Source organism: Streptococcus pneumoniae (assembly GCA_040719455.1).
Taxonomy (GTDB): domain Bacteria; phylum Bacillota; class Bacilli; order Lactobacillales; family Streptococcaceae; genus Streptococcus; species Streptococcus pneumoniae_G.
This window is the reverse complement of sequence record JBFDTN010000001.1, coordinates 1,278,568-1,298,967: the sequence shown is the minus strand read 5'-3', so window position 1 is coordinate 1,298,967 and position 20,400 is coordinate 1,278,568. Positions and strand designations below refer to the sequence as shown.

At 41.8% G+C, this 20,400-nt stretch carries 22 protein-coding genes; 14 read left to right on the top strand and 8 right to left on the bottom strand.

Translation table 11 applies throughout. The annotated features are described in order from the left end of the window. Positions 1–47: 47 nt before the first annotated feature. Complete coding sequence (locus tag AB1I63_06210; protein MEW4354477.1) at positions 48–341, bottom strand: hypothetical protein; 294 nt, start codon at positions 339–341, stop codon at positions 48–50. Then, positions 338–1,126 (bottom strand): aminoglycoside adenylyltransferase domain-containing protein, encoded by a 789-nt coding sequence (locus tag AB1I63_06205; protein MEW4354476.1) that lies wholly within the window; start codon positions 1,124–1,126, stop codon positions 338–340. The genes AB1I63_06210 and AB1I63_06205 overlap by 4 nt, the downstream gene beginning before the upstream one ends. Positions 1,127–1,281: 155 nt before the next feature. On the opposite strand from AB1I63_06205, the gene AB1I63_06200 reads away from it, so the two are divergent. After that, a complete protein-coding gene (locus AB1I63_06200; protein ID MEW4354475.1) occupies positions 1,282–2,109 on the top strand; it encodes an amino acid ABC transporter substrate-binding protein in 828 nt (275 codons plus the stop codon). Positions 2,110–2,548: 439 nt separating this feature from the next. Next, complete coding sequence (locus tag AB1I63_06195; GenBank protein ID MEW4354474.1) at positions 2,549–3,922, top strand: M20/M25/M40 family metallo-hydrolase; 1,374 nt, start codon at positions 2,549–2,551, stop codon at positions 3,920–3,922. A 44-nt stretch (positions 3,923–3,966) separates the two neighbouring features. Here AB1I63_06195 and AB1I63_06190 read toward each other — a convergent pair whose 3' ends face one another. After that, positions 3,967–4,110, bottom strand: a complete 144-nt coding sequence (locus tag AB1I63_06190) for a hypothetical protein (protein MEW4354473.1) — start codon at positions 4,108–4,110, stop codon at positions 3,967–3,969. A gap of 389 nt (positions 4,111–4,499) precedes the next feature. On the opposite strand from AB1I63_06190, the gene AB1I63_06185 reads away from it, so the two are divergent. The 10 genes from AB1I63_06185 to AB1I63_06140 all read left to right on the top strand — a co-directional run bounded on the left by AB1I63_06185 (position 4,500) and on the right by AB1I63_06140 (position 14,901). Further along, entirely contained in the window at positions 4,500–5,093 is a 594-nt protein-coding gene (locus AB1I63_06185; protein MEW4354472.1) for an MptD family putative ECF transporter S component, read from the top strand. Continuing rightward, a complete protein-coding gene (locus AB1I63_06180; protein ID MEW4354471.1) occupies positions 5,090–5,764 on the top strand; it encodes an energy-coupling factor transporter transmembrane component T in 675 nt (224 codons plus the stop codon). Before AB1I63_06185 ends, AB1I63_06180 begins: the two co-directional genes overlap by 4 nt. Then, complete coding sequence (locus AB1I63_06175) at positions 5,728–7,176, top strand: ABC transporter ATP-binding protein (protein MEW4354470.1); 1,449 nt, start codon at positions 5,728–5,730, stop codon at positions 7,174–7,176. Before AB1I63_06180 ends, AB1I63_06175 begins: the two co-directional genes overlap by 37 nt. A 64-nt stretch (positions 7,177–7,240) precedes the next feature. After that, complete coding sequence (locus tag AB1I63_06170; GenBank protein ID MEW4354469.1) at positions 7,241–8,089, top strand: S-adenosyl-l-methionine hydroxide adenosyltransferase family protein; 849 nt, start codon at positions 7,241–7,243, stop codon at positions 8,087–8,089. 17 nt (positions 8,090–8,106) lie between these two features. Beyond that, positions 8,107–8,655 (top strand): ECF-type riboflavin transporter substrate-binding protein, encoded by a 549-nt coding sequence (locus AB1I63_06165; GenBank protein ID MEW4354468.1) that lies wholly within the window; start codon positions 8,107–8,109, stop codon positions 8,653–8,655. Between the two features lie 153 nt (positions 8,656–8,808). Continuing rightward, complete coding sequence (locus AB1I63_06160) at positions 8,809–9,795, top strand: rhodanese-related sulfurtransferase (protein ID MEW4354467.1); 987 nt, start codon at positions 8,809–8,811, stop codon at positions 9,793–9,795. A 165-nt stretch (positions 9,796–9,960) separates the two neighbouring features. Further along, on the top strand, positions 9,961–11,085 hold the full coding sequence (locus AB1I63_06155; GenBank protein ID MEW4354466.1) for an IS110 family transposase: 1,125 nt from the start codon (positions 9,961–9,963) through the stop codon (positions 11,083–11,085). 539 nt (positions 11,086–11,624) lie between these two features. Next, complete coding sequence (locus tag AB1I63_06150; GenBank protein MEW4354465.1) at positions 11,625–12,386, top strand: nucleoside phosphorylase; 762 nt, start codon at positions 11,625–11,627, stop codon at positions 12,384–12,386. A 9-nt stretch (positions 12,387–12,395) separates the two neighbouring features. Then, the gene (locus tag AB1I63_06145; protein ID MEW4354464.1) at positions 12,396–14,072 is read left to right on the top strand and encodes an ABC transporter ATP-binding protein; all 1,677 of its coding nucleotides are present in this window, start codon (positions 12,396–12,398) and stop codon (positions 14,070–14,072) included. Then, on the top strand, positions 14,065–14,901 hold the full coding sequence (locus AB1I63_06140) for an energy-coupling factor transporter transmembrane component T (GenBank protein MEW4354463.1): 837 nt from the start codon (positions 14,065–14,067) through the stop codon (positions 14,899–14,901). The genes AB1I63_06145 and AB1I63_06140 overlap by 8 nt, the downstream gene beginning before the upstream one ends. Before the next feature lie 50 nt (positions 14,902–14,951). Here the strand turns inward: AB1I63_06140 and rsmG are convergent, their stop codons facing one another. The 3 genes from rsmG to AB1I63_06125 are packed head-to-tail and all read right to left on the bottom strand — an operon-like array spanning position 14,952 to position 16,804. Next, positions 14,952–15,665 carry a 16S rRNA (guanine(527)-N(7))-methyltransferase RsmG gene (gene rsmG / locus AB1I63_06135; GenBank protein ID MEW4354462.1) on the bottom strand — a complete coding sequence of 238 codons (714 nt, stop codon included), beginning with the start codon at positions 15,663–15,665 and terminating at the stop codon, positions 14,952–14,954. 48 nt (positions 15,666–15,713) lie between these two features. Then, a complete protein-coding gene (locus AB1I63_06130; protein ID MEW4354461.1) occupies positions 15,714–16,433 on the bottom strand; it encodes a Type 1 glutamine amidotransferase-like domain-containing protein in 720 nt (239 codons plus the stop codon). Between the two features lie 17 nt (positions 16,434–16,450). After that, positions 16,451–16,804: a hypothetical protein gene (locus AB1I63_06125; GenBank protein ID MEW4354460.1), complete on the bottom strand. Its 354-nt coding sequence runs from the start codon at positions 16,802–16,804 to the stop codon at positions 16,451–16,453. Between the two features lie 206 nt (positions 16,805–17,010). On the opposite strand from AB1I63_06125, the gene AB1I63_06120 reads away from it, so the two are divergent. Next, positions 17,011–17,571 (top strand): LemA family protein, encoded by a 561-nt coding sequence (locus tag AB1I63_06120; GenBank protein MEW4354459.1) that lies wholly within the window; start codon positions 17,011–17,013, stop codon positions 17,569–17,571. Between the two features lies 1 nt (position 17,572). Beyond that, a complete protein-coding gene (gene htpX / locus AB1I63_06115; protein ID MEW4354458.1) occupies positions 17,573–18,475 on the top strand; it encodes a zinc metalloprotease HtpX in 903 nt (300 codons plus the stop codon). 106 nt (positions 18,476–18,581) lie between these two features. On the opposite strand, the gene AB1I63_06110 is transcribed toward htpX, so the two are convergent. Then, positions 18,582–19,619 carry a HAMP domain-containing sensor histidine kinase gene (locus AB1I63_06110; GenBank protein MEW4354457.1) on the bottom strand — a complete coding sequence of 346 codons (1,038 nt, stop codon included), beginning with the start codon at positions 19,617–19,619 and terminating at the stop codon, positions 18,582–18,584. Beyond that, positions 19,620–20,306, bottom strand: coding sequence for a response regulator transcription factor (locus tag AB1I63_06105; protein ID MEW4354456.1), 687 nt, complete (start codon positions 20,304–20,306; stop codon positions 19,620–19,622). Positions 20,307–20,400: the final 94 nt, after the last annotated feature.

Genomic DNA, 20,400 nt, shown 5'->3' with positions numbered 1-20,400 from the left:
TTTCCAAGAGGGATTTTGTGTATCAGAAGAAAAGAGGCTATGAATGACTAATTGCCTAAAAATAAGGGGATTATCCCAAAGATGAAAAAGAGATGGAGCAAGAATCCGAAGACTGTGAAAATTCCCATAAAAAATAAGCTGATTTTCCGAGAGAGGACAGATAAGAGGATTAGCAGCCCTCCGATGATTGGAAAGAGTCTCATCATGATAAGAGGATAAATCTCAACTCCAAAAAATTCCGTATCCCATGGGATGAAGAGCATGATGAGCCAAAGAAGAGCTAGGCAAATGCTCCCTATTAGGGCATGCTTGTCAGTAAACTTAGTGATAGTTGCAATCATGGGGTGCCTCCTTTGTGAGATAGACTAGAAATCTGCTTTAGAGAGGATAAAGCAAAGTTTTCTAGTTCTTGTTGTGAAAAGTTTTGAGGGAAAGCTCTGGACTTGGTATGTGCATCAAGAGCTGCCTGAATGACGGCTGGATTGAGCGTGCTAGTATGAAGAAGTGCCCAGTAGCCACCCGCCCTTTTGGAAAGAATGCATTTGTCCTTTAGAAAAGCAAGAGAACGGCAAAGATTTAAGATGGTGTAAACAGGATTTTTCAGAATCTCTGTCTCAGCAGTTGCAATGTCTGCTAAGATACTATTCCAGTAGATTGCCTCAGGGATATCGGGAAAGCTCTGTTCTTTTTTTGCTCCTACTAGGGTCACACCGCAAGTCTTAGTCACAGGGATATGTGTCCACAGATCTTGGTCTAGCCCGTTCATTTTTAGGCAAAATGTCCGAGGGTCTTTCAGATAGGCTGCTAGGTGATAGGGAGAAAAATGAAAATCAAAGCGATTGGAAGTGGTCCAATCCTGTAAGTCTGTTTGGAGTAGGACATGGAATTCCAATTTCTTAGCAGGAGCAAGAGTCCAGAGTTTCTCCATCGTCAGCTTCATCAGTGCTTCTTTTTCAGACAGTTTTAGGGGAACTTTTACGACGATGAGGTAATCCAGATCACTTCTATCATAATCGAAATCCTCTAAAGCATAGGAGCCGTGGAGATAGATGCCCACAAGATTTTCCCTTAGAAGCTGAGGAATGGTATGTTTGATTGCGGCTAAACAGGGGTGCACAGAATCCATCAAAACCTCCTTTTCTTTATTATAACATAATCTTATTGTGAGTGGTTATTTTGCCATAAACAAAACCTATCACCCCCATAAAAACTCTCTACTAGGCAAAAGGAGAAAGATTTGGTATGATAAGAGTAGATTTTCTAAGGAGGTCAAGACAGAAGATGAAAAAAATTCTAAAATATACAGCAGTTGTAGCAGGACTTTTAGCAGGAGCAACCTTAGTCGCATGCTCAAATGGCAAATCGTCTGACAATGCTACTTCTGGTAAAAAAGAAGTGATTGTTGCTACCAATGCTTCACCAAAACCATTTAACTATGAAGAAGACGGCAAATTGACAGGCTATGAGATTGAAGTCGTGCGTGCAATTTTCAAAGACTCAGACAAGTATGATGTCAAATTTGAAACGACAGAATGGTCAGGAATCTTTGCAGGGCTTGATAGTGACCGTTACCAAATGGCGGTAAACAACATCAGCTATACCAAAGAACGAGCTGGGAAATACCTATATGCTGCACCGATTGCGCAAAATCCAAATGTCTTGGTTGTGAACAAAGATGATAACAGTATCAAATCACTAGATGACATCGGTGGCAAGTCAACAGAAGTCGTGCAAGGAACAAACTCAGCTGTTCAGCTTGAAAAATACAATGAAGAACATGCTGATAATCCAACCATTCTCAACTACACCAAAGCAGATTTCCAACAAATCATGGGGCACTTAAGCGATGGTAAGTTTGACTATAAGATTTTTGATAAGATTGGTGTAGAAACCGTGATTAAAAATCAAAACTTGACCAACCTGAAAACGATTGAGTTGCCAAGTGACCAACAACCTTATGTTTATCCACTGCTTGCCCAAGGTCAAGATGAGTTGAAAGACTTTGTAGATAAACGAATCAAGGAACTGTACAAAGACGGAACGCTTGAAAAGCTATCTAAAGAGTTCTTTGGAGACAATTATTTACCAGCAGAAGCAGACATCAAATAAACCATTAGGATGAATAGGTTAGTGCCTAATCATCCTATTTTTCTGTGGTATAGTCATTTAATTTTCATTTATTACGTCGTTAACTCATCTTGTCTAATCTAAGTTATGCCTGCAATTCGTTGCCTCGTACTAAATGAAAACGAAACAACTATATAGCTAGGATTTATAACTGACTATACAAAATAAGAACTTGCCAGTTATCTGAAATTATGAGACACTGGATAGGTATATTCTGTGATGAGAGAAGGAGTTATAGTCATTTAGTTTTCATTTAGTACGTTGTTCACTCGTCTTGCTTTAACAGTCCAGTGGACTGTTGAAGGTTGGAGATAGGGATTATGTCATAATCCTCAGCTCCTACAGTTATGTCTGCGACTCGTTGCCTCGTATTAAATCCAAACTAAACAACTATATTATATAAAAATTAAAGGAGTATCGTATGCGTTTTGCAACAGAAGAAGAGCAGATTGAAAAGTTTGAGAGAGATGAGATAGCTCAGACCTATCTCGATATTTTACGGACCTTGATTGCCAAGAAGTCTATTTTTGCTCAGAAAATTGGGTTGAAGGAGGTCGCGCGCTACTTAGGAGAGGTGTTTAGAGAGGCTGGTGCTGAGGTTGAGGTAGACGAGTCTTATACGGCACCTTTTGTCATTGCTAAGTTTCGTAGCACGAATCCCTCAGCCAAGACTTTGATTTTCTATCAGCATTATGACACGGTGCCAGCTGATGGTGATCAAGTGTGGACAGCTGATCCTTTTCATCTCTCGATTCGGGATGGTTTGATGTATGGTCGTGGGGTCGATGATGATAAGGGGCATATTACCGCTCGTTTAACAGCTGTGAAGAAATATCTGGCAAGAAAAGAAGATCTGCCTGTGCATGTGACCTTTATCATGGAGGGAGCAGAAGAGTCGGCTTCGACAGATTTGGACAGATATTTAGAAAAGCATAAGAATCACTTGCATGGGGCAGATTTGTTGGTCTGGGAGCAAGGCACGAAAAATCCCAAAGGTCAGCTTGAAATCTCAGGGGGCAATAAAGGAATTGTGACCTTTGATGTTACAGTCAAGAGTGCAGATGTGGATATTCACTCTAGCTATGGAGGGGTGATTGACTCTGCTGCATGGTACCTCATCAATGCTCTTGCTAGTTTACGAGGTCAGGATGGGCAGATTTTAGTAGAAGGCTTGTATGAAGACATCACACCACCAAATGCGCGTGAGCTAGAGTTGGTGGAGAAGTATGCTAGTCGCAGTGCTGAGGAATTTAAGGATATTTATGGCTTGGAATTGCCTGTGCTGGAAAAAGAAAGAAGAGCGCTTCTTCGCCGCCTCTTTTTTGAGCCATCTTTAAATATAGAGGGGCTTTCCTCTGGTTATCAAGGTCAGGGGGTAAAGACCATCTTACCAGCTGAGGCAAGTGCCAAGATGGAAGTCCGCTTGGTTCCAGGGCTTGAGCCACAGGTAGTGTTAGAAAAGATACGGGCTCAGTTGGTGAAAAATGGTTTTGAGCATGTAGAGGTCATCTATACCTTGGGAGAGAAAAGCTATCGCAGCGATATGAGTGCTCCCTCTATTTTAAATGTTGCGCATTTGGCAGAGCAGTTTTACGCAGAAGGCATCAGTATTTTGCCGACGACCATTGGAACTGGTCCCATGCATACAGTCTATGAAGCACTAGAAGTGCCTATGGCAGCTTTTGGTCTTGGAAATGCCAATAGTCGAGATCATGGGGGTGATGAGAATGTCACAATTGCAGATTATTATACCCATATCGAGCTGATGGAAGCCTTGATTGCTAGCTATGAATAAAGACTCAGGAGGTTGGAAAAAAGTATCCAACCTTTTTTATAGCTTTAGTCATTTGATTCAGTCTTATCAAGCATGGCTCCATTGACATTTGATTTGAAGAAGATAGCAAATGGTTCTTCGCTAGCTTGATTTCTAACTTTCACCATCATAAATCGTGAGAGTTCGTCAACTTGGGGGATATGAATCAACCAATGGACTGTCCATGTCTGAGCCTAAAAATTCGAAAGCGCAGTTATAGTCATTTAGTTTTCATTTATTACGTTGTTACCTCGTCTTGCCTAATTTCAGTTATGCTGCGACTCGTTGCCTCGTACTAAATCAAAACGAAACAACTATAACAAAATTGCTCTCTTCAAAATCACGATTGAGTTCCACTTTCTCTTTTATGGATAAAGGACTAGAGATGTAAATTATTAAAAAGTCTGAAAATTTAATTTACATTCGATTTTTTACATGCTATAATAGTCAGATAGTGAAGATAGAATCAAAAGATTTACAACAGATCATGAGTATTGTTTTGTAGGCAACTATCAAAACGAAACAACTATACTGCACGATTTAGAAAGGATTTGGTAGAATGAAAGAATTGACCTTAAAGGATATGATGTTGACAGGGGCTTTCTCTGCTCTTTACTTTCTTTGTGTTGGGCTTGGGACTCTTTTTGCCATTTTCTTTGATCATTCGGGAAATATGCTCTATGCTCCTGCTTTTGCAGCGGTTTTAGGGGGTACGGTTTATCTCTTGTTGCTTGCAAAAATCCGCAAGTTTGGAGCGATTACCTTGATGGGGATTGTCATGGGAGTATTTTTCTTCTTATCCGGTCATTTTTTTGCCTCTTTCTTACCGGGTCTCATCTTTGGTTTCTTGGCAGATCGTGTGGCAAAGCTTTATGATTATCGGAATAAGCTGGTCAATAGCTTGTCATTTGTGATTTTTTCCTTTGTCAATACAGGTCCTATCCTCCTCATGTGGTTTAGCCGCAAGGCGTATATCTCCTCTCTAATCGCACGTGGGAAAACACAGGCTTATATTGAGCGCGTGATGGTGCCTTTTACGATGCCGAGTGTAGCTTGGTTTGTAGCAACGGTTGTTGTTGGTGCATTTGTAGGGGCTTTGATTGGCTCTGCGCTATTAAAAAAACATTTTGAAAAAGCAGGAATTATTTCATGAAATATGATGTCAGAAGTAAGGTTTTATTAGTCATTTTGGCTAATCTAACCTTTCTTTTTCGTGTCGAGGCAGAAAAAGAGTGGGTCTTGATTTTTGGTTTCCTTTTCCTCCTTTATTTAGCAGGAAAGGGAAGGATAGCTATGATTTATGGACTCCATTTTCTCGTTTTTTTGCTCTTATTAGCTTATGGTGGTGGTTTGGAGAAAATCGGGCTTGGTTCTCTTCTTCTCGTAGCAACGGCAGCTCGTTTGATGTTGCCAGCCTTGATGGCAGGTAGTCTCCTTATTCAGACCACAAGCGCCTATGAGCTGATTCATGGCTTGCAGAAATGGAAAGTGCCAGAAGTTATCCTTATCACGCTTTCAGTGATGTTGCGTTTTTTTCCCTTGATTCGAGAGGATTACCGCGCCATTCGGCAAAATCTACGCTTGAGAGGACTCTTTTTGGAAAGAAGAGAGATTCTCCTACACTTGGGAAAATATGGAGAATATGTCCTTGTTCCCTTGCTAGCTTCTCTCGTTCGACAGGTGGAAAGTTTAGTTGTGGCTTCTATGACCAAGGGTTTAGCTTTGAAACAAGAGCGGACGGAGACATTTGTGTCTCGTTTTCGATGGATAGATTGGGGGATTTGTGGGTGGATACTCAGTATGCTTCTCTGGATAATGTGGTGATTCGTGTGGAAAACTTTGATTTTTCTTATGCGAATCGTAAGCAGTCACATTTGCAGATTAAGGATTTACACATAGCACAAGGAGAATGTGTGGTTCTCTGTGGAAAAAGTGGCAGTGGTAAATCCACTTTTTTGCAGCTGATAAATGGGCTTATTCCAGATTATATCACAGGACAGCTGACAGGTACGTTTACGGTTTGTGGGAAAGCTGTGGGAAACTATCGGGTGGAAGAGATGGCGCAGCAGGTGACTTGCGTTTTTCAACAGCCGACGAAAAATTTTTTCCACAAAACTGTCCGTGAAGAATTGGTTTTTCCTTGTGAAAATCAAGGTTTAGCTCGTGAGGAGATTTTGGACAGACTCCAGAGAGTTACCAAAGCCAGTCCTTTAGCGGATCTGCTGGATTCTCCCATCAGTGGCTTGTCTGGCGGTCAAAAGCAGCTTTTAGCCTTGAGTCTTGCTCTCATGCAAGATACGCCTATTCTCGTCTTAGATGAGCCAACGGCACATTTGGATCGCTCGGGGATTGATTTGGTCAAGGATTTCTTAAAGACTTGTAAACAACAGGGGAAAACTCTGATCATTGCCGAACATCGCCTGCATTATTTTCCTGACCTTGCTGATCGTTATCTTTATTTGGAGGATGGTCGGCTTGTAAAAGATTTCAAAAAAGAGGAATTCTTGGCATTAAGCTCTGTCGAAAGACAAGCCTTAGGCTTACGAAGTTTGCGACTGGATGAGGCGCTTGCAAAGATAGAAGAAAAGAGAGCGATGTTTACCGCCAAGGCAGACTTTTGGATTCAAAATCTTCATTTGCAAGCTGGCAATCACTTGTTGGGAATTTTGCCAGACTTATCACTAGAAGCTGGTAAAGTCACTGCTCTTTTAGGACCGAATGGGTGTGGAAAAACGACCTTGCTTTCCTATCTTGTAGGATTAGAGGAGGACAAGACTGCCCGATTCACCTTTCAAGATCAAGCTTTGTCAGCTCTTGAGCGTTTGAGGTTGTCCACGGCTATTTTGCAGGAGGTGGAGCTACAGCTTTTTTCAGCGAGTGTGCGAGATGAAATCTTACTAGGAACGGCATTTCAAGGAGATCTAGCAGCTATTTTTAAACGGCTGGACTTACAGGGATTAGAAGAAGTGCATCCTCTGAGTTTATCAGGCGGTGAGCAGCAGAGAGTGCTTGTGGCAAGTAGCTTAGCGACGGATAAACAGTTGATTTGCTTTGACGAACCAAGCTCGGGACTTGATTTTTATCATATGGAGCAAGTGGCAAAGGTGTTAGAAGATTTGAAGCAGCAGGGCTATATCGTTCTTTTGATTTCCCACGATGAGGAATTAGTAGCAGCCGCTGCAGATATTGTTTTTGATTTGCCCACTTTACTTGATAAAGAAAATTTATCATTCTGATAAAGAATCTATATGTCTCTAGGTGCCAACTTATGATATACTAAGGATATTAGGAGGAAAAAACATGCAAAATAATTTATTAGTTTTACAATCGGACTTTGGCTTAGTGGATGGTGCGGTGTCAGCTATGATTGGGGTAGCATTGGAAGAATCTCCAACGCTTAAAATTCATCATTTGACCCATGATATTACACCTTATAATATCTTTGAAGGCTCTTATCGTCTTTTTCAAACGGTGAATTATTGGCCAGAGGGCACGACTTTTGTGTCTGTGGTAGATCCAGGAGTTGGCTCAAAGCGTAAGAGTGTAGTCGCAAAAACAGCTCAAAATCAATATATTGTAACTCCAGATAATGGGACCCTTTCCTTTATAAAAAAGCATGTCGGAATTGTGGCCATTCGTGAGATTTCAGAAGTGGAAAACCGTCGGAAAAATACCGAACATTCCTATACTTTCCATGGGCGCGATGTCTATGCCTATACAGGGGCTAAACTAGCCAGTGGTCATATCAGCTTTGAAGAAGTCGGTCCTGAGCTAAGTGTGGAAGACATTGTGGAAATCCCAGTAGTGGAAACCACTCTTGGAGATAACTTTGTGAGTGGTGCGATTGACATCTTAGATGTCCGATTTGGGTCACTCTGGACCTCGATTACGCGAGAGGAGTTTAACCACTTAGAACCAGCTTTTGGAGACCGTCTTGAAGTGACGATTTATAATAACGATATGCTGGTTTATCAAAATCAAGTGACCTACGGGAAGTCCTTTGCGGATGTACGGATTGGTCAGCCAATTCTTTATATTAACTCTTTATATCGAGTTGGTTTAGCCATTAACCAAGGGTCATTTGCCAAAGCCTATAATGTCGGAGTCGGACAAAATTGGCATATTGAGATTAAGCGGATTGAAAATTAGGAAAAAAGGGAGAAAAGATGAAAAATAATTCGATTAAAAATGTTGTTGCAGTAGGGATTGGAGCTGCCTTGTTTGTTGTCATTGGCTTGATCAGTATCCCAACGCCAGTACCAAATACCTATATTCAGTTGCAGTATGCTGTTCAAGCTCTTTTGGCAGTGATTTTTGGTCCAGTTGTCGGTTTCTTAATTGGATTTATCGGACATGCGATTAAGGATGCCCTTCAAGGGGGAACTCTGTGGTGGTTCTGGATTTCGGCCAGTGCGATTTTTGGTCTGATTGTAGGTGGAGTCCGCTCTAAATTACGAGTATCAGAAGGCGTTTTTGATAAAAGTGGCATCATTCGCTTTAATGTTATTCAAGTTCTTGCCAATGCCTTTGTGTGGATTGTCGTTGCACCATTTGGTGATGTTTTATTATATAATGAGCCTGTGGCTAAAGTCGTGACCCAAGGAGTGGTCTCTACGATTGTCAACGGCTTGACTGTTGGTATTGCAGGAACTCTCCTCATCCTAGCCTATACCAAACGCCAAACCAAACTAGGAAGTTTGTCAAAAGAAGATTAAGTTATAGTCATTAAAAATCGAGCTTTGCTCGGTTTTTTTAGTTTCTTAAACTTTCGGTCAAATAAATTGCCTTCTAAAGCCTATGCGAAGTATAATAAAAGAGATGAATTAAAAATTCAGATAATTTTAGAAAGAAAAGAGAGAAGAAATCTTATGGCAAAAGATATTCGTGTCTTACTGTATTACAAATACGTTCCGATTGAAAATGCGCAAGAATTTGCGGCGGAACATTTGGCATTTTGTAAATCAATCGGCTTAAAAGGTCGTATCCTTGTGGCAGATGAGGGAATCAACGGGACTGTTTCTGGTGATTTTGAAACCACTCAAAAATACATGGATTATGTCCACTCACTTCCTGGTATGGAAGACCTTTGGTTCAAGATTGACGAGGAAGAAGAGCAGGCCTTCAAGAAAATGTTTGTTCGTTACAAGAAAGAAATCGTGCACTTGGGCTTAGAAGATAATGATTTTGACAACGACATCAACCCGCTTGAAACAACAGGTGCCTACCTTTCACCAAAAGAATTTAAAGAAGCTCTTTTGGATGAAAATACGGTTGTTCTGGATACACGTAATGACTACGAATATGACCTCGGTCACTTCCGCGGAGCGATTCGTCCAGACATCCGCAACTTCCGCGAGTTGCCACAATGGGTGCGTGATAACAAGGAAAAATTTATGGACAAACGTGTGGTTGTGTACTGTACCGGTGGTGTCCGTTGTGAGAAATTCTCTGGCTGGATGGTTCGAGAAGGCTACAAAGATGTTGGTCAACTGCACGGTGGAATTGCGACTTATGGAAAAGATCCAGAAGTTCGTGGCGAGCTTTGGGACGGAAAAATGTACGTCTTTGACGAGCGTATCGCTGTTGATGTCAACCATGTAGATCCTGTTGTAGTCGGAAAAGACTGGTTTGATGGCACTCCATGTGAGCGCTATGTCAACTGTGGAAATCCATTCTGTAACCTCCGTATCTTGACATCAGAAGAAAATGAGCACAAATACCTTCGTGGATGTTCACACGAATGCCGTGTTCACCCACGCAACCGCTACGTAGAAGCCCATAAACTCACACGCGCAGAAGTTGCAGAACGCTTGGCAGTTATCGGTGAAAGCTTAGACGAAGTGGTGGCAAATTAAGCACATCAAAGGCTGGGAAACCAGTCTTTTTTGTATAGCGTTGAGTGTGATATAGACAATATATAAAGCCCCCATTTGTCACATCGCGGATTTACCTGTATGATAGAGATAATAAAACACAGTTCATCTCAGCACAGGGATTACCACACACAAACGGAGGCTTCTATGAAAGATTATACCACTTTTTACATCGGAATGGACGTTCACAAGACCAGTTTTTCTCTAGCGTGCTATCATTTAGAGACAGACAGTCTCTCCCACTATCAAAAAACAGCGGCTGAGGCTAAGGAGGTTATAAGCTATCTCAACTCCCTAGCAGACTGTTACGGTGAGAATACAAAGTTTGTCTGCGGATATGAAGCGGGGTGTCTAGGATTCACCTTGAAGCGACAGTTAGAAGCAAAGGGAATCACTTGCATTGTAATGGCACCCACTACAATTCTACAACCCTCCACTAAAAAACGAGTCAAAACAGATAAAAAGGATGCCGAACATCTAGCTAAATGTCTCGCTTTCAAAAGCTATCAACCTGTTCATGTGCCAACTGAGGAAGATGAGCAAGTCAAAGAATTCATTCGGATGCGAGATGATCACAACTTGGCTCTTAAGAAAATTAAACAACAGATTCTTGCTTTCTGCCTACGACACGACTATCGCTTTACTCTAGGTAAAAGTCATTGGACTCAGAAACATATTGCATGGTTGAAAGGACTAGAGTTAAAAGGACTTTATAAAGAGATTCTGTCTGAATATCTCATCACGTTTGACTATCTAGTGAATAAATTAGAACGGTTGGACAAACGAATAGAGGAGATAGCACAAAGTGAGAACTATCAAGATAAGGTCAAAAAACTCTCTTGTTTTATTGGGGTTAGAACTCGTACAGCTTTAGCCTTAGTTTCCGAAATTGGAGATTTTAAGCGTTTCAAAACAGCACCTCAGTTTGCCTCGTATCTTGGTTTAGTCCCTGGCGAGGATTCCAGTGGAGATAAACAAACCCATCTTGGAATTACAAAAGCTGGAAATAGCCATGTCAGACGGTTACTGGTGGAATCTGTCCAGAGTCTATCCCGAGGAACTGTTGGGTATAAATCCAAGGCTCTAAAGACTCGACAAGCAGGGAATCTACCAGAGATAATCGCTTATGCGGATAAGGGGAACGAACGTCTCCGACGTCGCTATAAGCACATGGTTTTAAGCAGGGAGAAAAAGAGTCCTGTCGCCAAGATTGCTCTTGCCCGAGAACTTGCCTGCTTTATATGGGGGATGATGACTGAGAATATAGCTTAGAATAGATAGGTGGTTTTGTGCGCACTTTTTACGGAATGTCTAGGAGGGAGAGACAATGACTTGATAAGCTAGATTGGAATAGAAAACTACTCTTTCATGCCACTATTGGGAACAAAAAGGTTTGAGCTATCTACGAAACAACTAAGTTAGCACTTTAGTGATCCACGATTATAGACAGTAGAGCTCGCGGCAGAACCATTGACCTGTAGGTAACCAATCCACGAATATCAGAGTGGCCAATGCCCGGAACTGCCCCAATAGTGACGTGAGAGAGTAGCAAATGAATAAGGGACAGACAGGAAAACATTTTACTTGACCAATGGCTTTATATATCAGTTGTTTAGTTTTGATTTAGTACGAGGCAACGAGTCGCAGACATAACTGAAATTAGGGAAGATGAGTTAACAACGTCATAGATTAAAACTAAATGACCATAGGCTACGTAAATGGCTTAATAGGAAATTTATATCTTGCTATATTTAAAAACTATGTAGATAAGGGTTGATTTTATGGTAAAATGGTAGAATAGGAGAATGTCTATGATTTTAGAAGAATTTGATAGCAATCGTTTAGCCATTATCAATCCTGAGGATTTAATCGCCCCCTTACCAGACTTTCCAGAAGTGGCGGTGTCTTGTTTTGCTCGTGGGACGTTTGAGCGCTTGTTGAAAGCTTATCCACAGGAGTTGCTGTTTACGACAGCTATTGCAAATGTGGAAATTCCTATTTATCGGATTGTTGTGTCAGGTAGAGATTTAGCTATTTTTAATGCCCCCGTAGGGGCTCCTGCTTGTGTGGCGGTCTTAGAAGACTTGATTGCCTTAGGGATGAAAAAATTAGTGCTTTTTGGGACTTGTGGTGTTCTGGATGAAGATATCGCTAAGACCTCTATCATTGTACCTTTGGCAGCCATTCGTGATGAGGGAACGAGTTACCACTATGTGAAAGCAAGTGATGAGATTCTTTTAAATACCGACATTCAGCAAGCTTTGATCCAGTTTTTAGAGGATAAGGGAATTTCTCATGTAGCAGGTAAGGTCTGGACGATGGATGCTATTTATCGAGAAACCATTGATAAATTACGCAAGCGAAAAGCAAGCGGAGCCATTTGTGTAGATATGGAGTGTTCTGCCGTGGCAGCTTTGGCTCGCTTCCGTGGGATTGACATCGCTCATTTTTTCTATGCAGCAGACCATTTATCTGAAGAAGAGTGGGATATGAGAAACCTTGCAAATGATGCAGACTTAGACGAGAAAGATAAGGTCGCAGCTTTGGCGATTCAGTTCGCCTTGACCTTGTAGAGGACATCCATGAAACCAGCAGTGATTGAATTTAAAGATTTTAGTTTTCAGTATCAAGCCCAGTCAGCTCCAACCCTAAAAGACATCAATCTTACGATTTACCAAGGAGAAAAGGTCTTGATTGTAGGTCCTTCTGGCTCTGGGAAATCCACCCTTGGGCAGTGTTTGAACGGCATTATTCCGAATATTTTTCAAGGCAAAGTGAGTGGAGAGTATGTTATCAAAGGAAATCCTGCCTATGAGATGAGTATCTATGACAAGTCTACCTTGGTCAGCACGGTCTTACAGGATACAGATGGTCAGTTTATCGGCTTAAGTGTGGCTGAGGATTTGGCATTTGCCCTGGAAAATGACTTGGTGGCACAAGATGAGATGAAGCAAAGTGTAGCCAAATGGGCAGAGAAGCTTGATTTAACAAGCTTACTATCCCACCGTCCACAAGACTTGTCTGGTGGGCAGAAACAGCGGGTCAGCTTAGCAGGTGTTTTGATTGATGAAAGTCCGATTTTGCTTTTTGATGAGCCCTTGGCAAATCTCGACCCCAAGTCTGGGCAGGATACGATTGACTTGATTGATCAGCTTCATCGTGATGATCAGACCATTATCATCATCGAACATCGGCTAGAAGATGTCTTGTACCGATCAGTGGATCGGATTATTTTGATGGAAGATGGGCAGATTCTCTTTAATGGTCATCCTGATGAGCTTTTAAAAACGAACCTGTTGCTCGATACTGGGATTCGGGAGCCTTTGTATGTGACGACTCTGCGTCAGTTGGGCTATGAGGTGGAAAAGGCGGATCATTTGTCAGATCTATCTCAGCTAGACCTTGCAGGATTGACCTTTGATAATCAGGAAATACAAGCGAGTAATGTAGAGCAGAAAGCTCCCCTATTAGCCGTAAAAGATCTTCATTTTGGCTACGGTGAAAAAGAAATCTTAAAAGGTTTGAATCTTGAGATTGACCGCGGAGAGATGATTGCGATTGTCGGAAAAAACGGTGCTGGGAAATCTACATTTGCAAAAGCCCTTTGTAATTTTATCGAAACGGCTGGAACCTATCTCTGGAATGGAGAGGATATCAAGGGAGATTCGATTAAGGAGCGAGCGGAGAGGATTGGCTATGTTCTACAAAATCCGAATCAAATGATTTCTGAAACCATGATTTTTGATGAAGTGGCGCTAGGTCTTCGTTTACGGGGTGTAGCAGAAAGCGAGATTGAGACGCGCGTGCATGAGGCTCTAAAGACATGTGGGCTTTATGAATTTCGGAAATGGCCGATTTCAGCCCTATCCTTTGGGCAAAAGAAACGAGTGACCATTGCAGCCATCTTGGTCTTAAATCCAGAAGTTATCTTGCTGGATGAGCCAACTGCTGGGCAAGATCAGCGAAACTATACTGAAATCATGGACTTTTTAGAAAGTCTCCACCAAAAAGGGCATACAATTATGATGATTACTCATGATATGCAGTTAATGCTTGATTATGCGGATCGTGCGCTAGTCTTGGTTGATGGTGAGATCCTAGCGGACCGTGCACCTGTGGAGGTCTTGACAGATAAAGACTTGCTTGAAAAGGCGAATTTGAAAGAGACGTCGATCTTTGCCTTGGCGAATCGTTTGGGGGTAAGCCCTTTGCAGTTGACGGAGTTTTATAAGAGAGAGAAGGAGGGGAGCTATGCTTGAACAACAAAAGTTGGTTGGATATCATGCAGGAAATAGTTTTTTACACGCCCTATCTGGCGGCAGTAAATTGCTCTTTTTTGTCTTGGTCTCTACGGCAGCGATGATTAGCTATGATACGAGGTTTTTGCTGACTGTTGCTCTAGGTTCTCTTCTTCTTTTTCGCTTGTCACACATTCGTATCAAGCAAGTATCTTTCGTCTTGCTCTTTGCAGGCATGTTTGCGCTGCTTAATGTCTTGATGGTCTATCTTTTTGCGCCGCAGTATGGGGTGGAGATTTACGGGGCAAAGACGGTTTGGTTGGAAGGTTTTGGACAGTACAATCTCACGGCACAGGAAGTATTTTATTTGTGTAATTTGTTGCTCAAGTATTTCTGTACGATTCCCCTAGCCTTGATTTTCTTGATGACGACTCACCCCAGTCAATTTGCTTCCAGTCTCAATCAAATCGGGATTCCCTATAAAATCGCCTATTCGGTCAGCTTGACTTTGCGCTATATTCCTGATTTGCAAGAGGAATTTTATGTGATTAAGATGTCGCAGGAAGCGCGTGGTTTGGAACTTTCAAAAAAAGCCAGTTTAGGTAAGCGAGTCAAGGGAAATTTGAAAATCATTATTCCTTTGATTTTTAGCTCCTTAGAGCGGATTGATAGCATTGCAACTGCCATGGAGTTAAGACGCTTTGGTAAATACAAAAAACGGACTTGGTACACTTACCAAGCCCTGACAGCTAAGGATTATCTCGTAATTGCAGGAGCAGTGCTTGGTATGGTGCTTAGTCTAGCTCTGTTTTGGGTCAATCGTGGGCGCTTTTATAATCCTTGGTTATAACAAGATAGAAAAAACGGCTCTCTTAGTTTAGAAAGCCGTTTTTAGTGTTCTTATAAAGGACGTTTGTTGGGGAGTCCAGCTTTGCGAGGGTATTTATTGGGCGTTTCCTTTTTCTTTTCGACACTGGTCATAAAGCGAGGGTCGCCGTTTGGCAGCTGGTATTCTTGGTTGTCTGTGACTTTGCTAAAGAGGACTTGGAGAGCGTTCTTAGCTTCGTCTAGCTCTTCTAGCGCATTGCTGGCTTTGAGCGCAAGGAGTTTGCCACCAACCTTTAGGAAAGGAATGGTCAATTCAGAAAGGACCTGCATCCGAGCCACAGCCCTTGCAGTCACAATATCGAATTGAGCACGAAAAGCTTTGTCTTGCGCAAAATCTTCCGCACGTCCGTGGTAGAAATGCACATCAGTCAAGCCTAGCTCTTCTGCTAACAAATGGAGAAATTGAATCCGTTTATTAAGCGAGTCGATGATGGTGACTTGAAGAGCTGGATAGATGATTTTCATAGGCAGACTCGGAAAGCCAGCCCCAGCACCAATATCGAGCAGTAAAATCGGCTCATTGGGAACCGCTCCCTGTAAGATGGGTGCAATCGAGTCATAGAAATGCTTGAGATAGACTTCTTTTTTTTCCGTAATGGCAGTCAAATTGATTTTCTCATTCCATTCGACCAAGAGTTCGAAATAGCGTTCAAACTGGGCTTTTTGATGCTCAGATAGCGTAATCCCTTGCTTTTTTAAAGCGTCATAAAATTCTTGCGGTGTCATACAAATCCTTACTGTTGAGTTTCTTAGTCTATTATACCAAAAATTATCTCAAGAGAGCGGGAAAAGTTGGTTTTCTGATGTGATTTGCTGGATTTTTCCATCGCAAATCCGATAAGCTTCACCACAAATCCATTCTTTCCCATCTTGAACGAGGAGATACGTTCCATCGACAAGAGCGTAGAATACTCGTCCATAGCTGTCTGCATAAGTAATATCCTCAAATAAACGTAGTCCATCCAAAACTTCATCTTTTAAATCTTGGTAATGCGGTAAAATCATCGTCTTAGTCAAATCAAGTCCAGATAAAAAATGCTGATAGTCTTTCGAGAGTGCTTCACCTTCCAATTCAGGCTGGGCATAGACTATATCGGCACTGTTCATGGCACCAGCGCTAGAAGCAACGATGACTCCGCTAAAATTCTTGAGTAGCTGTCGCAACTGCAATTCTTGGAAAAATTGATTTTGTTCGGGGACGTAGCCGCCTGCTAACATTAGCAAATCAGCAGCTGCGACGAGTTCGGCTGCCTGGTTTTGTGTCCGTCTGTCAAGAACTACATAGTCACTAAAGTAGAATTGGCTATGTTCAAAGCACTCTTTGGTAACTTGTGCGTAGTGGTCGTTTGCTTCTGCTTGATCAGGACTGGAGCAGATGAAAAGGGCGCGGGATTGCTGAGGAAGAACGTCCTGTAATCTCTCTATGAAACGGTTGTTAGGGGTTAGGATTTTATCTTCGTATTGAAATGGACGACTGGCTAAAAAATAGGTCATGATTGGCACCTTTCTAATCAATCATTTACTTTTGCTTGATCGGCTTTCTTTTTGGCAATGAGTGCAGGATCTGAAAGAGCCGACTGGTAGATAGCAAGAAACTGCTCTACACTTGGTACATAAAACGTTGCTTGCTGAAGATATACCAAAGGAATATCTGCGATCTGAATAGGTAAATAGGTCGTTAAGTCTTTATATAACTTGAAATCGATATCTGTATTTTTCTTTTTAAAGGAATGTTCAGAGATTTGTTGATAACCATTTTGCTTCATGAGTTGGGAGAGGAAGTCGGGGTAGTGAGAAAGATAGATGTCGATGTCTTTTGCTTGCCAACTTTTCTGTGTGCAGTATTCTACTCCTAAAGATCCCATTAGAAGCGGGACAAGTTTGTGATGATTGAGAAGTTGAGCGAGAGATAAGAATTCTTCAAACAGAGCTATCCTCTATTTTTTGATGATATTTATCATGAGTTTACTCTTTTTTTGGAGGAAAATCAAGTCTTTCTCACCTTTCTTTTCCCTATTTTACTGGAAATTTGATATAATAGAGTTACTATATATCATAAAGGAGAAATACAATGGGATTTATTATTTTAGCAATTCTTGCTGTATTGGTGATTTTTGTCATCATGAGCTACAATGGCTTGGTCAAGAGCCGTATGCATACAAAAGAGGCGTGGAGTCAGATTGATGTTCAATTAAAACGTCGAAATGATCTCTTGCCAAACTTGATTGAAACGGTCAAAGGATATGCCAAATATGAAGGATCAACACTTGAAAAAGTGACTGAGTTGCGCAATCAAGTGGCAGCTGCAACTTCACCAGCTGCAGCCATGCAAGCAAGTGATGCCCTTTCTCGTCAGGTATCTGGGATTTTTGCCGTAGCAGAAAACTATCCAGCTCTTCAAGCTAATAGCAGCTTTATCAAGTTGCAGGAAGAGTTAAGCAATACGGAAAATAAGATTTCCTACTCTCGTCAGCTCTATAACAGTGTGACAAGCTCTTATAATGTGAAATTGGAAACTTTCCCAAGCAATATCATTGCAGGTATGTTTGGCTTTAAAGCAGCAGAATTCCTGCAAGTGCCAGAAGAAGAAAAAGCAGTGCCAAAAGTCGACTTTTCTGGATTAGGTGACTAAGATGCTGTTTGAACAAATTGCGAGCAACAAGCGTCGAACTTGGTTTTTGTTGGTAGCATTTTTCACGCTATTAGCCATGATTGGAGCAGCTGTCGGCTATCTTTGGCTAGGTTCTAGTTGGGGTGGGATGATTCTTGCCTTTATCATTGGTGGTATTTACGCACTTAGCATGATTTTCCAATCCACAGAAGTCGTCATGTCCATGAATGGGGCACGGCAGGTCACTGAGGCTGAGGCGCCAGATTTGTATCATATCGTAGAAGATATGGCTATGGTGGCACAGATTCCAATGCCGCGTGTCTATATTGTTGAGGATGCTTCGCCAAATGCCTTTGCGACAGGATCGAACCCGCCAAATGCCGCGGTAGCAGCAACGACAGGATTGCTACGTTTGATGAATCGAGAAGAGCTAGAAGCGGTGATTGGTCATGAGGTGAGTCATATTCGCAACTATGATATTAGAATTTCGACGATTGCGGTGGCTTTGGCTAGTGCAGTGACTATGCTATCTAGTATGGCAGGTCGTATGATGTGGTTTGGCGGTGGCAATCGTAGACGGAGTGACGACCGTGAAAATAGCGGTGGTGGTTTAGAAATCATCATGCTTCTCTTGTCTCTTTTAGCCATTATTTTAGCACCGCTCGCTGCGACTTTGGTTCAGTTAGCGATTTCGCGTCAGCGGGAATTTTTGGCAGATGCTTCAAGTGTTGAGCTGACACGCAATCCTCAAGGAATGATTAACGCCCTTTTAAAACTAGAAAATGGTGGACCGATGCATCGTGAAGTGGACGATGCCAGTGCTGCACTTTATATCAGCGCACCTAAAAAGGAAAATAATCTGCAAAAACTATTTTACACCCACCCTCCGATTTCAGAGCGGGTTGAGCGTTTAAGACAGATGTAAAAAAAGAGTGAGGTAGCAGTCGTTATGTCTTAAAATCGACTGTTCTCACTCTCTTTTTGATATCAAGAAACGAGGTAGGATTTGTGTTCCCACCTCGTTTTTATGCTTATTCTTTGGGTTGTGTTTTCATAGTGAGTGAAAAGGCAGAACCTGTGCCAAATTCGCTCTGAACGGTAATCTGGCCATGGAGCTGATGAGCTAGTTCTTGAGCAATGTAAAGTCCTAAACCATAGCCTCCGGTACTCATATTACGAGAGGATTCCACGCGATAGAGGAGTTTGAAAATCTTGTGCAATTCTTCTTTTGGAATGCCTTGCCCCTGGTCTTTGACGGTGATGGTCAAGGTATCGTCCAGCAGTTTTGCATGGATTTGTAAAGGGGAGCCTTTGGGTGAATATTTGATCGCATTGCTGACAAGATTGACCAAGATCCGCAGGAGCTTGTCATAATCACTGATGATTTTAGCAGAAGCAGGTTCGACCTGAATATCCACTTCTCGCCCTTCTTGGTCCAATTTCAACTGAAATTCAGACAAGGTATCAATCAAGAGTTTATCGATGAAAATGGCTTGAAGGGGGCCTTCCTCTCGCTCTAGCGTATTTAGCGTTACATTGTTGAGGGACTCAACCAATTTATTTAAACGATCGGTCTGTCTGCGAATGGTTTTTAGATAGTATTCCCGTTCATTTTCTAAGATGACTCCATCGATCATGCCCTCAATCGTTGCCTGAATCGAAGTAATCGGGGTTTTAATATCATGAGAAAGCTGAGCGATCATGATATTTTTTTCCTTTTCGCTATTTTCTAAGGACTGGAAACTTTCTTCCAGCTTAGACGTCATGGTATTGAGCGTCTGGGCAAATTCTTGAAATTCAATCGGACTATTGATGTCGTCAATCGTTTCAAAGTGATTTTTAGAAATTCCCTCGATATGACTGGTCAATTTTTCCAAGGATTTAAAGACTCGACTCATGAGCATGAGGCTGACAAGGGCACCGACTAGACTTGCTCCAAGCGTTGTCAGAATGATGAACACCTCTCCTGTCTCAGGAATCAACATGCGGTTGACTGCCCAAATAAGAGACAAAAGGATAATCATCGTGGAGGTCAAGTAGCCAACGATAATAAAATATTTTAACTTCATTTACACCTCCAATTTATATCCCAAACCCCAGACCGTCTTAATAGTAGGAGTCTCAGGCGTTGCGAATTGAGCAAGAGAGTTGCGCAGACCATGGATATGGACATTGAGCGTATTGGTATCATCAATATACTCTTCTTGCCAGACACGGTCGTAGAGCTCCGTTTTTGAAAAGACACGTTGGGGATTGCTAATCAAAATCCATAGTAGGTCAAATTCTTTGTTGGTCAAGTTTAATTCTTGATGTTGAATGAAAGCTTGACGTGTGATGTGGTTGATTTTCAAATCACCGACTTGTACATGTTCGTCGTGATCCTTGTTCCGATGAATACGGCGCAGGATATTATTGACCCTAAGGACTAATTCCCGAGGGCTAAAGGGCTTACTGATAAAGTCATCTGCCCCCATGCTTAGTGAGTAAATCTTATCCATGTCAGAGGTTTTTGCTGTGATGAACAAAAAAGGCTGATCAGGTGAGATGGCTTGTACCTCGCTAATCAAGTCATAGCCGTCCATGATAGGCATCATGATGTCCGTGATAATCAAGGCAACAGGCTCTTTTTTATAAAGTTCGAGGGCTTCTAACCCATTATGGGCAATGGTCACTGTATAGCCTTCCTGAGCCAAATAACGGCGATTGATTTCCGTGATTTCAATCTCGTCATCGACCAATAAGATTGTTTTATTCATCACAATTCCTCCTTCATGAAAAAATAGTGTTATACTTCTGCAAGTATAACACTATTGTAGCAAATCTTTCAAGTGATATTTTCTGAAAATCGCT

Coding starts and splice junctions, on each gene's coding strand:
- AB1I63_06195 (MEW4354474.1), top strand. CDS start 2,549: ATGCGTTTTGCAACAGAAGAAGAGCAGATTGAAAAGTTTGAGAGAGAT.
- AB1I63_06140 (MEW4354463.1), top strand. CDS start 14,065: ATGCTTGAACAACAAAAGTTGGTTGGATATCATGCAGGAAATAGTTTT.
- AB1I63_06120 (MEW4354459.1), top strand. CDS start 17,011: ATGGGATTTATTATTTTAGCAATTCTTGCTGTATTGGTGATTTTTGTC.
- AB1I63_06205 (MEW4354476.1), bottom strand. CDS start 1,126: ATGGATTCTGTGCACCCCTGTTTAGCCGCAATCAAACATACCATTCCT.
- AB1I63_06160 (MEW4354467.1), top strand. CDS start 8,809: ATGGCAAAAGATATTCGTGTCTTACTGTATTACAAATACGTTCCGATT.
- AB1I63_06155 (MEW4354466.1), top strand. CDS start 9,961: ATGAAAGATTATACCACTTTTTACATCGGAATGGACGTTCACAAGACC.
- AB1I63_06165 (MEW4354468.1), top strand. CDS start 8,107: ATGAAAAATAATTCGATTAAAAATGTTGTTGCAGTAGGGATTGGAGCT.
- AB1I63_06145 (MEW4354464.1), top strand. CDS start 12,396: ATGAAACCAGCAGTGATTGAATTTAAAGATTTTAGTTTTCAGTATCAA.
- AB1I63_06130 (MEW4354461.1), bottom strand. CDS start 16,433: ATGACCTATTTTTTAGCCAGTCGTCCATTTCAATACGAAGATAAAATC.
- AB1I63_06150 (MEW4354465.1), top strand. CDS start 11,625: ATGATTTTAGAAGAATTTGATAGCAATCGTTTAGCCATTATCAATCCT.
- AB1I63_06185 (MEW4354472.1), top strand. CDS start 4,500: ATGAAAGAATTGACCTTAAAGGATATGATGTTGACAGGGGCTTTCTCT.
- AB1I63_06170 (MEW4354469.1), top strand. CDS start 7,241: ATGCAAAATAATTTATTAGTTTTACAATCGGACTTTGGCTTAGTGGAT.
- AB1I63_06125 (MEW4354460.1), bottom strand. CDS start 16,804: ATGGGATCTTTAGGAGTAGAATACTGCACACAGAAAAGTTGGCAAGCA.
- AB1I63_06180 (MEW4354471.1), top strand. CDS start 5,090: ATGAAATATGATGTCAGAAGTAAGGTTTTATTAGTCATTTTGGCTAAT.
- AB1I63_06200 (MEW4354475.1), top strand. CDS start 1,282: ATGAAAAAAATTCTAAAATATACAGCAGTTGTAGCAGGACTTTTAGCA.
- AB1I63_06110 (MEW4354457.1), bottom strand. CDS start 19,619: ATGAAGTTAAAATATTTTATTATCGTTGGCTACTTGACCTCCACGATG.
- rsmG (MEW4354462.1), bottom strand. CDS start 15,665: ATGACACCGCAAGAATTTTATGACGCTTTAAAAAAGCAAGGGATTACG.
- AB1I63_06210 (MEW4354477.1), bottom strand. CDS start 341: ATGATTGCAACTATCACTAAGTTTACTGACAAGCATGCCCTAATAGGG.
- htpX (MEW4354458.1), top strand. CDS start 17,573: ATGCTGTTTGAACAAATTGCGAGCAACAAGCGTCGAACTTGGTTTTTG.
- AB1I63_06105 (MEW4354456.1), bottom strand. CDS start 20,306: ATGAATAAAACAATCTTATTGGTCGATGACGAGATTGAAATCACGGAA.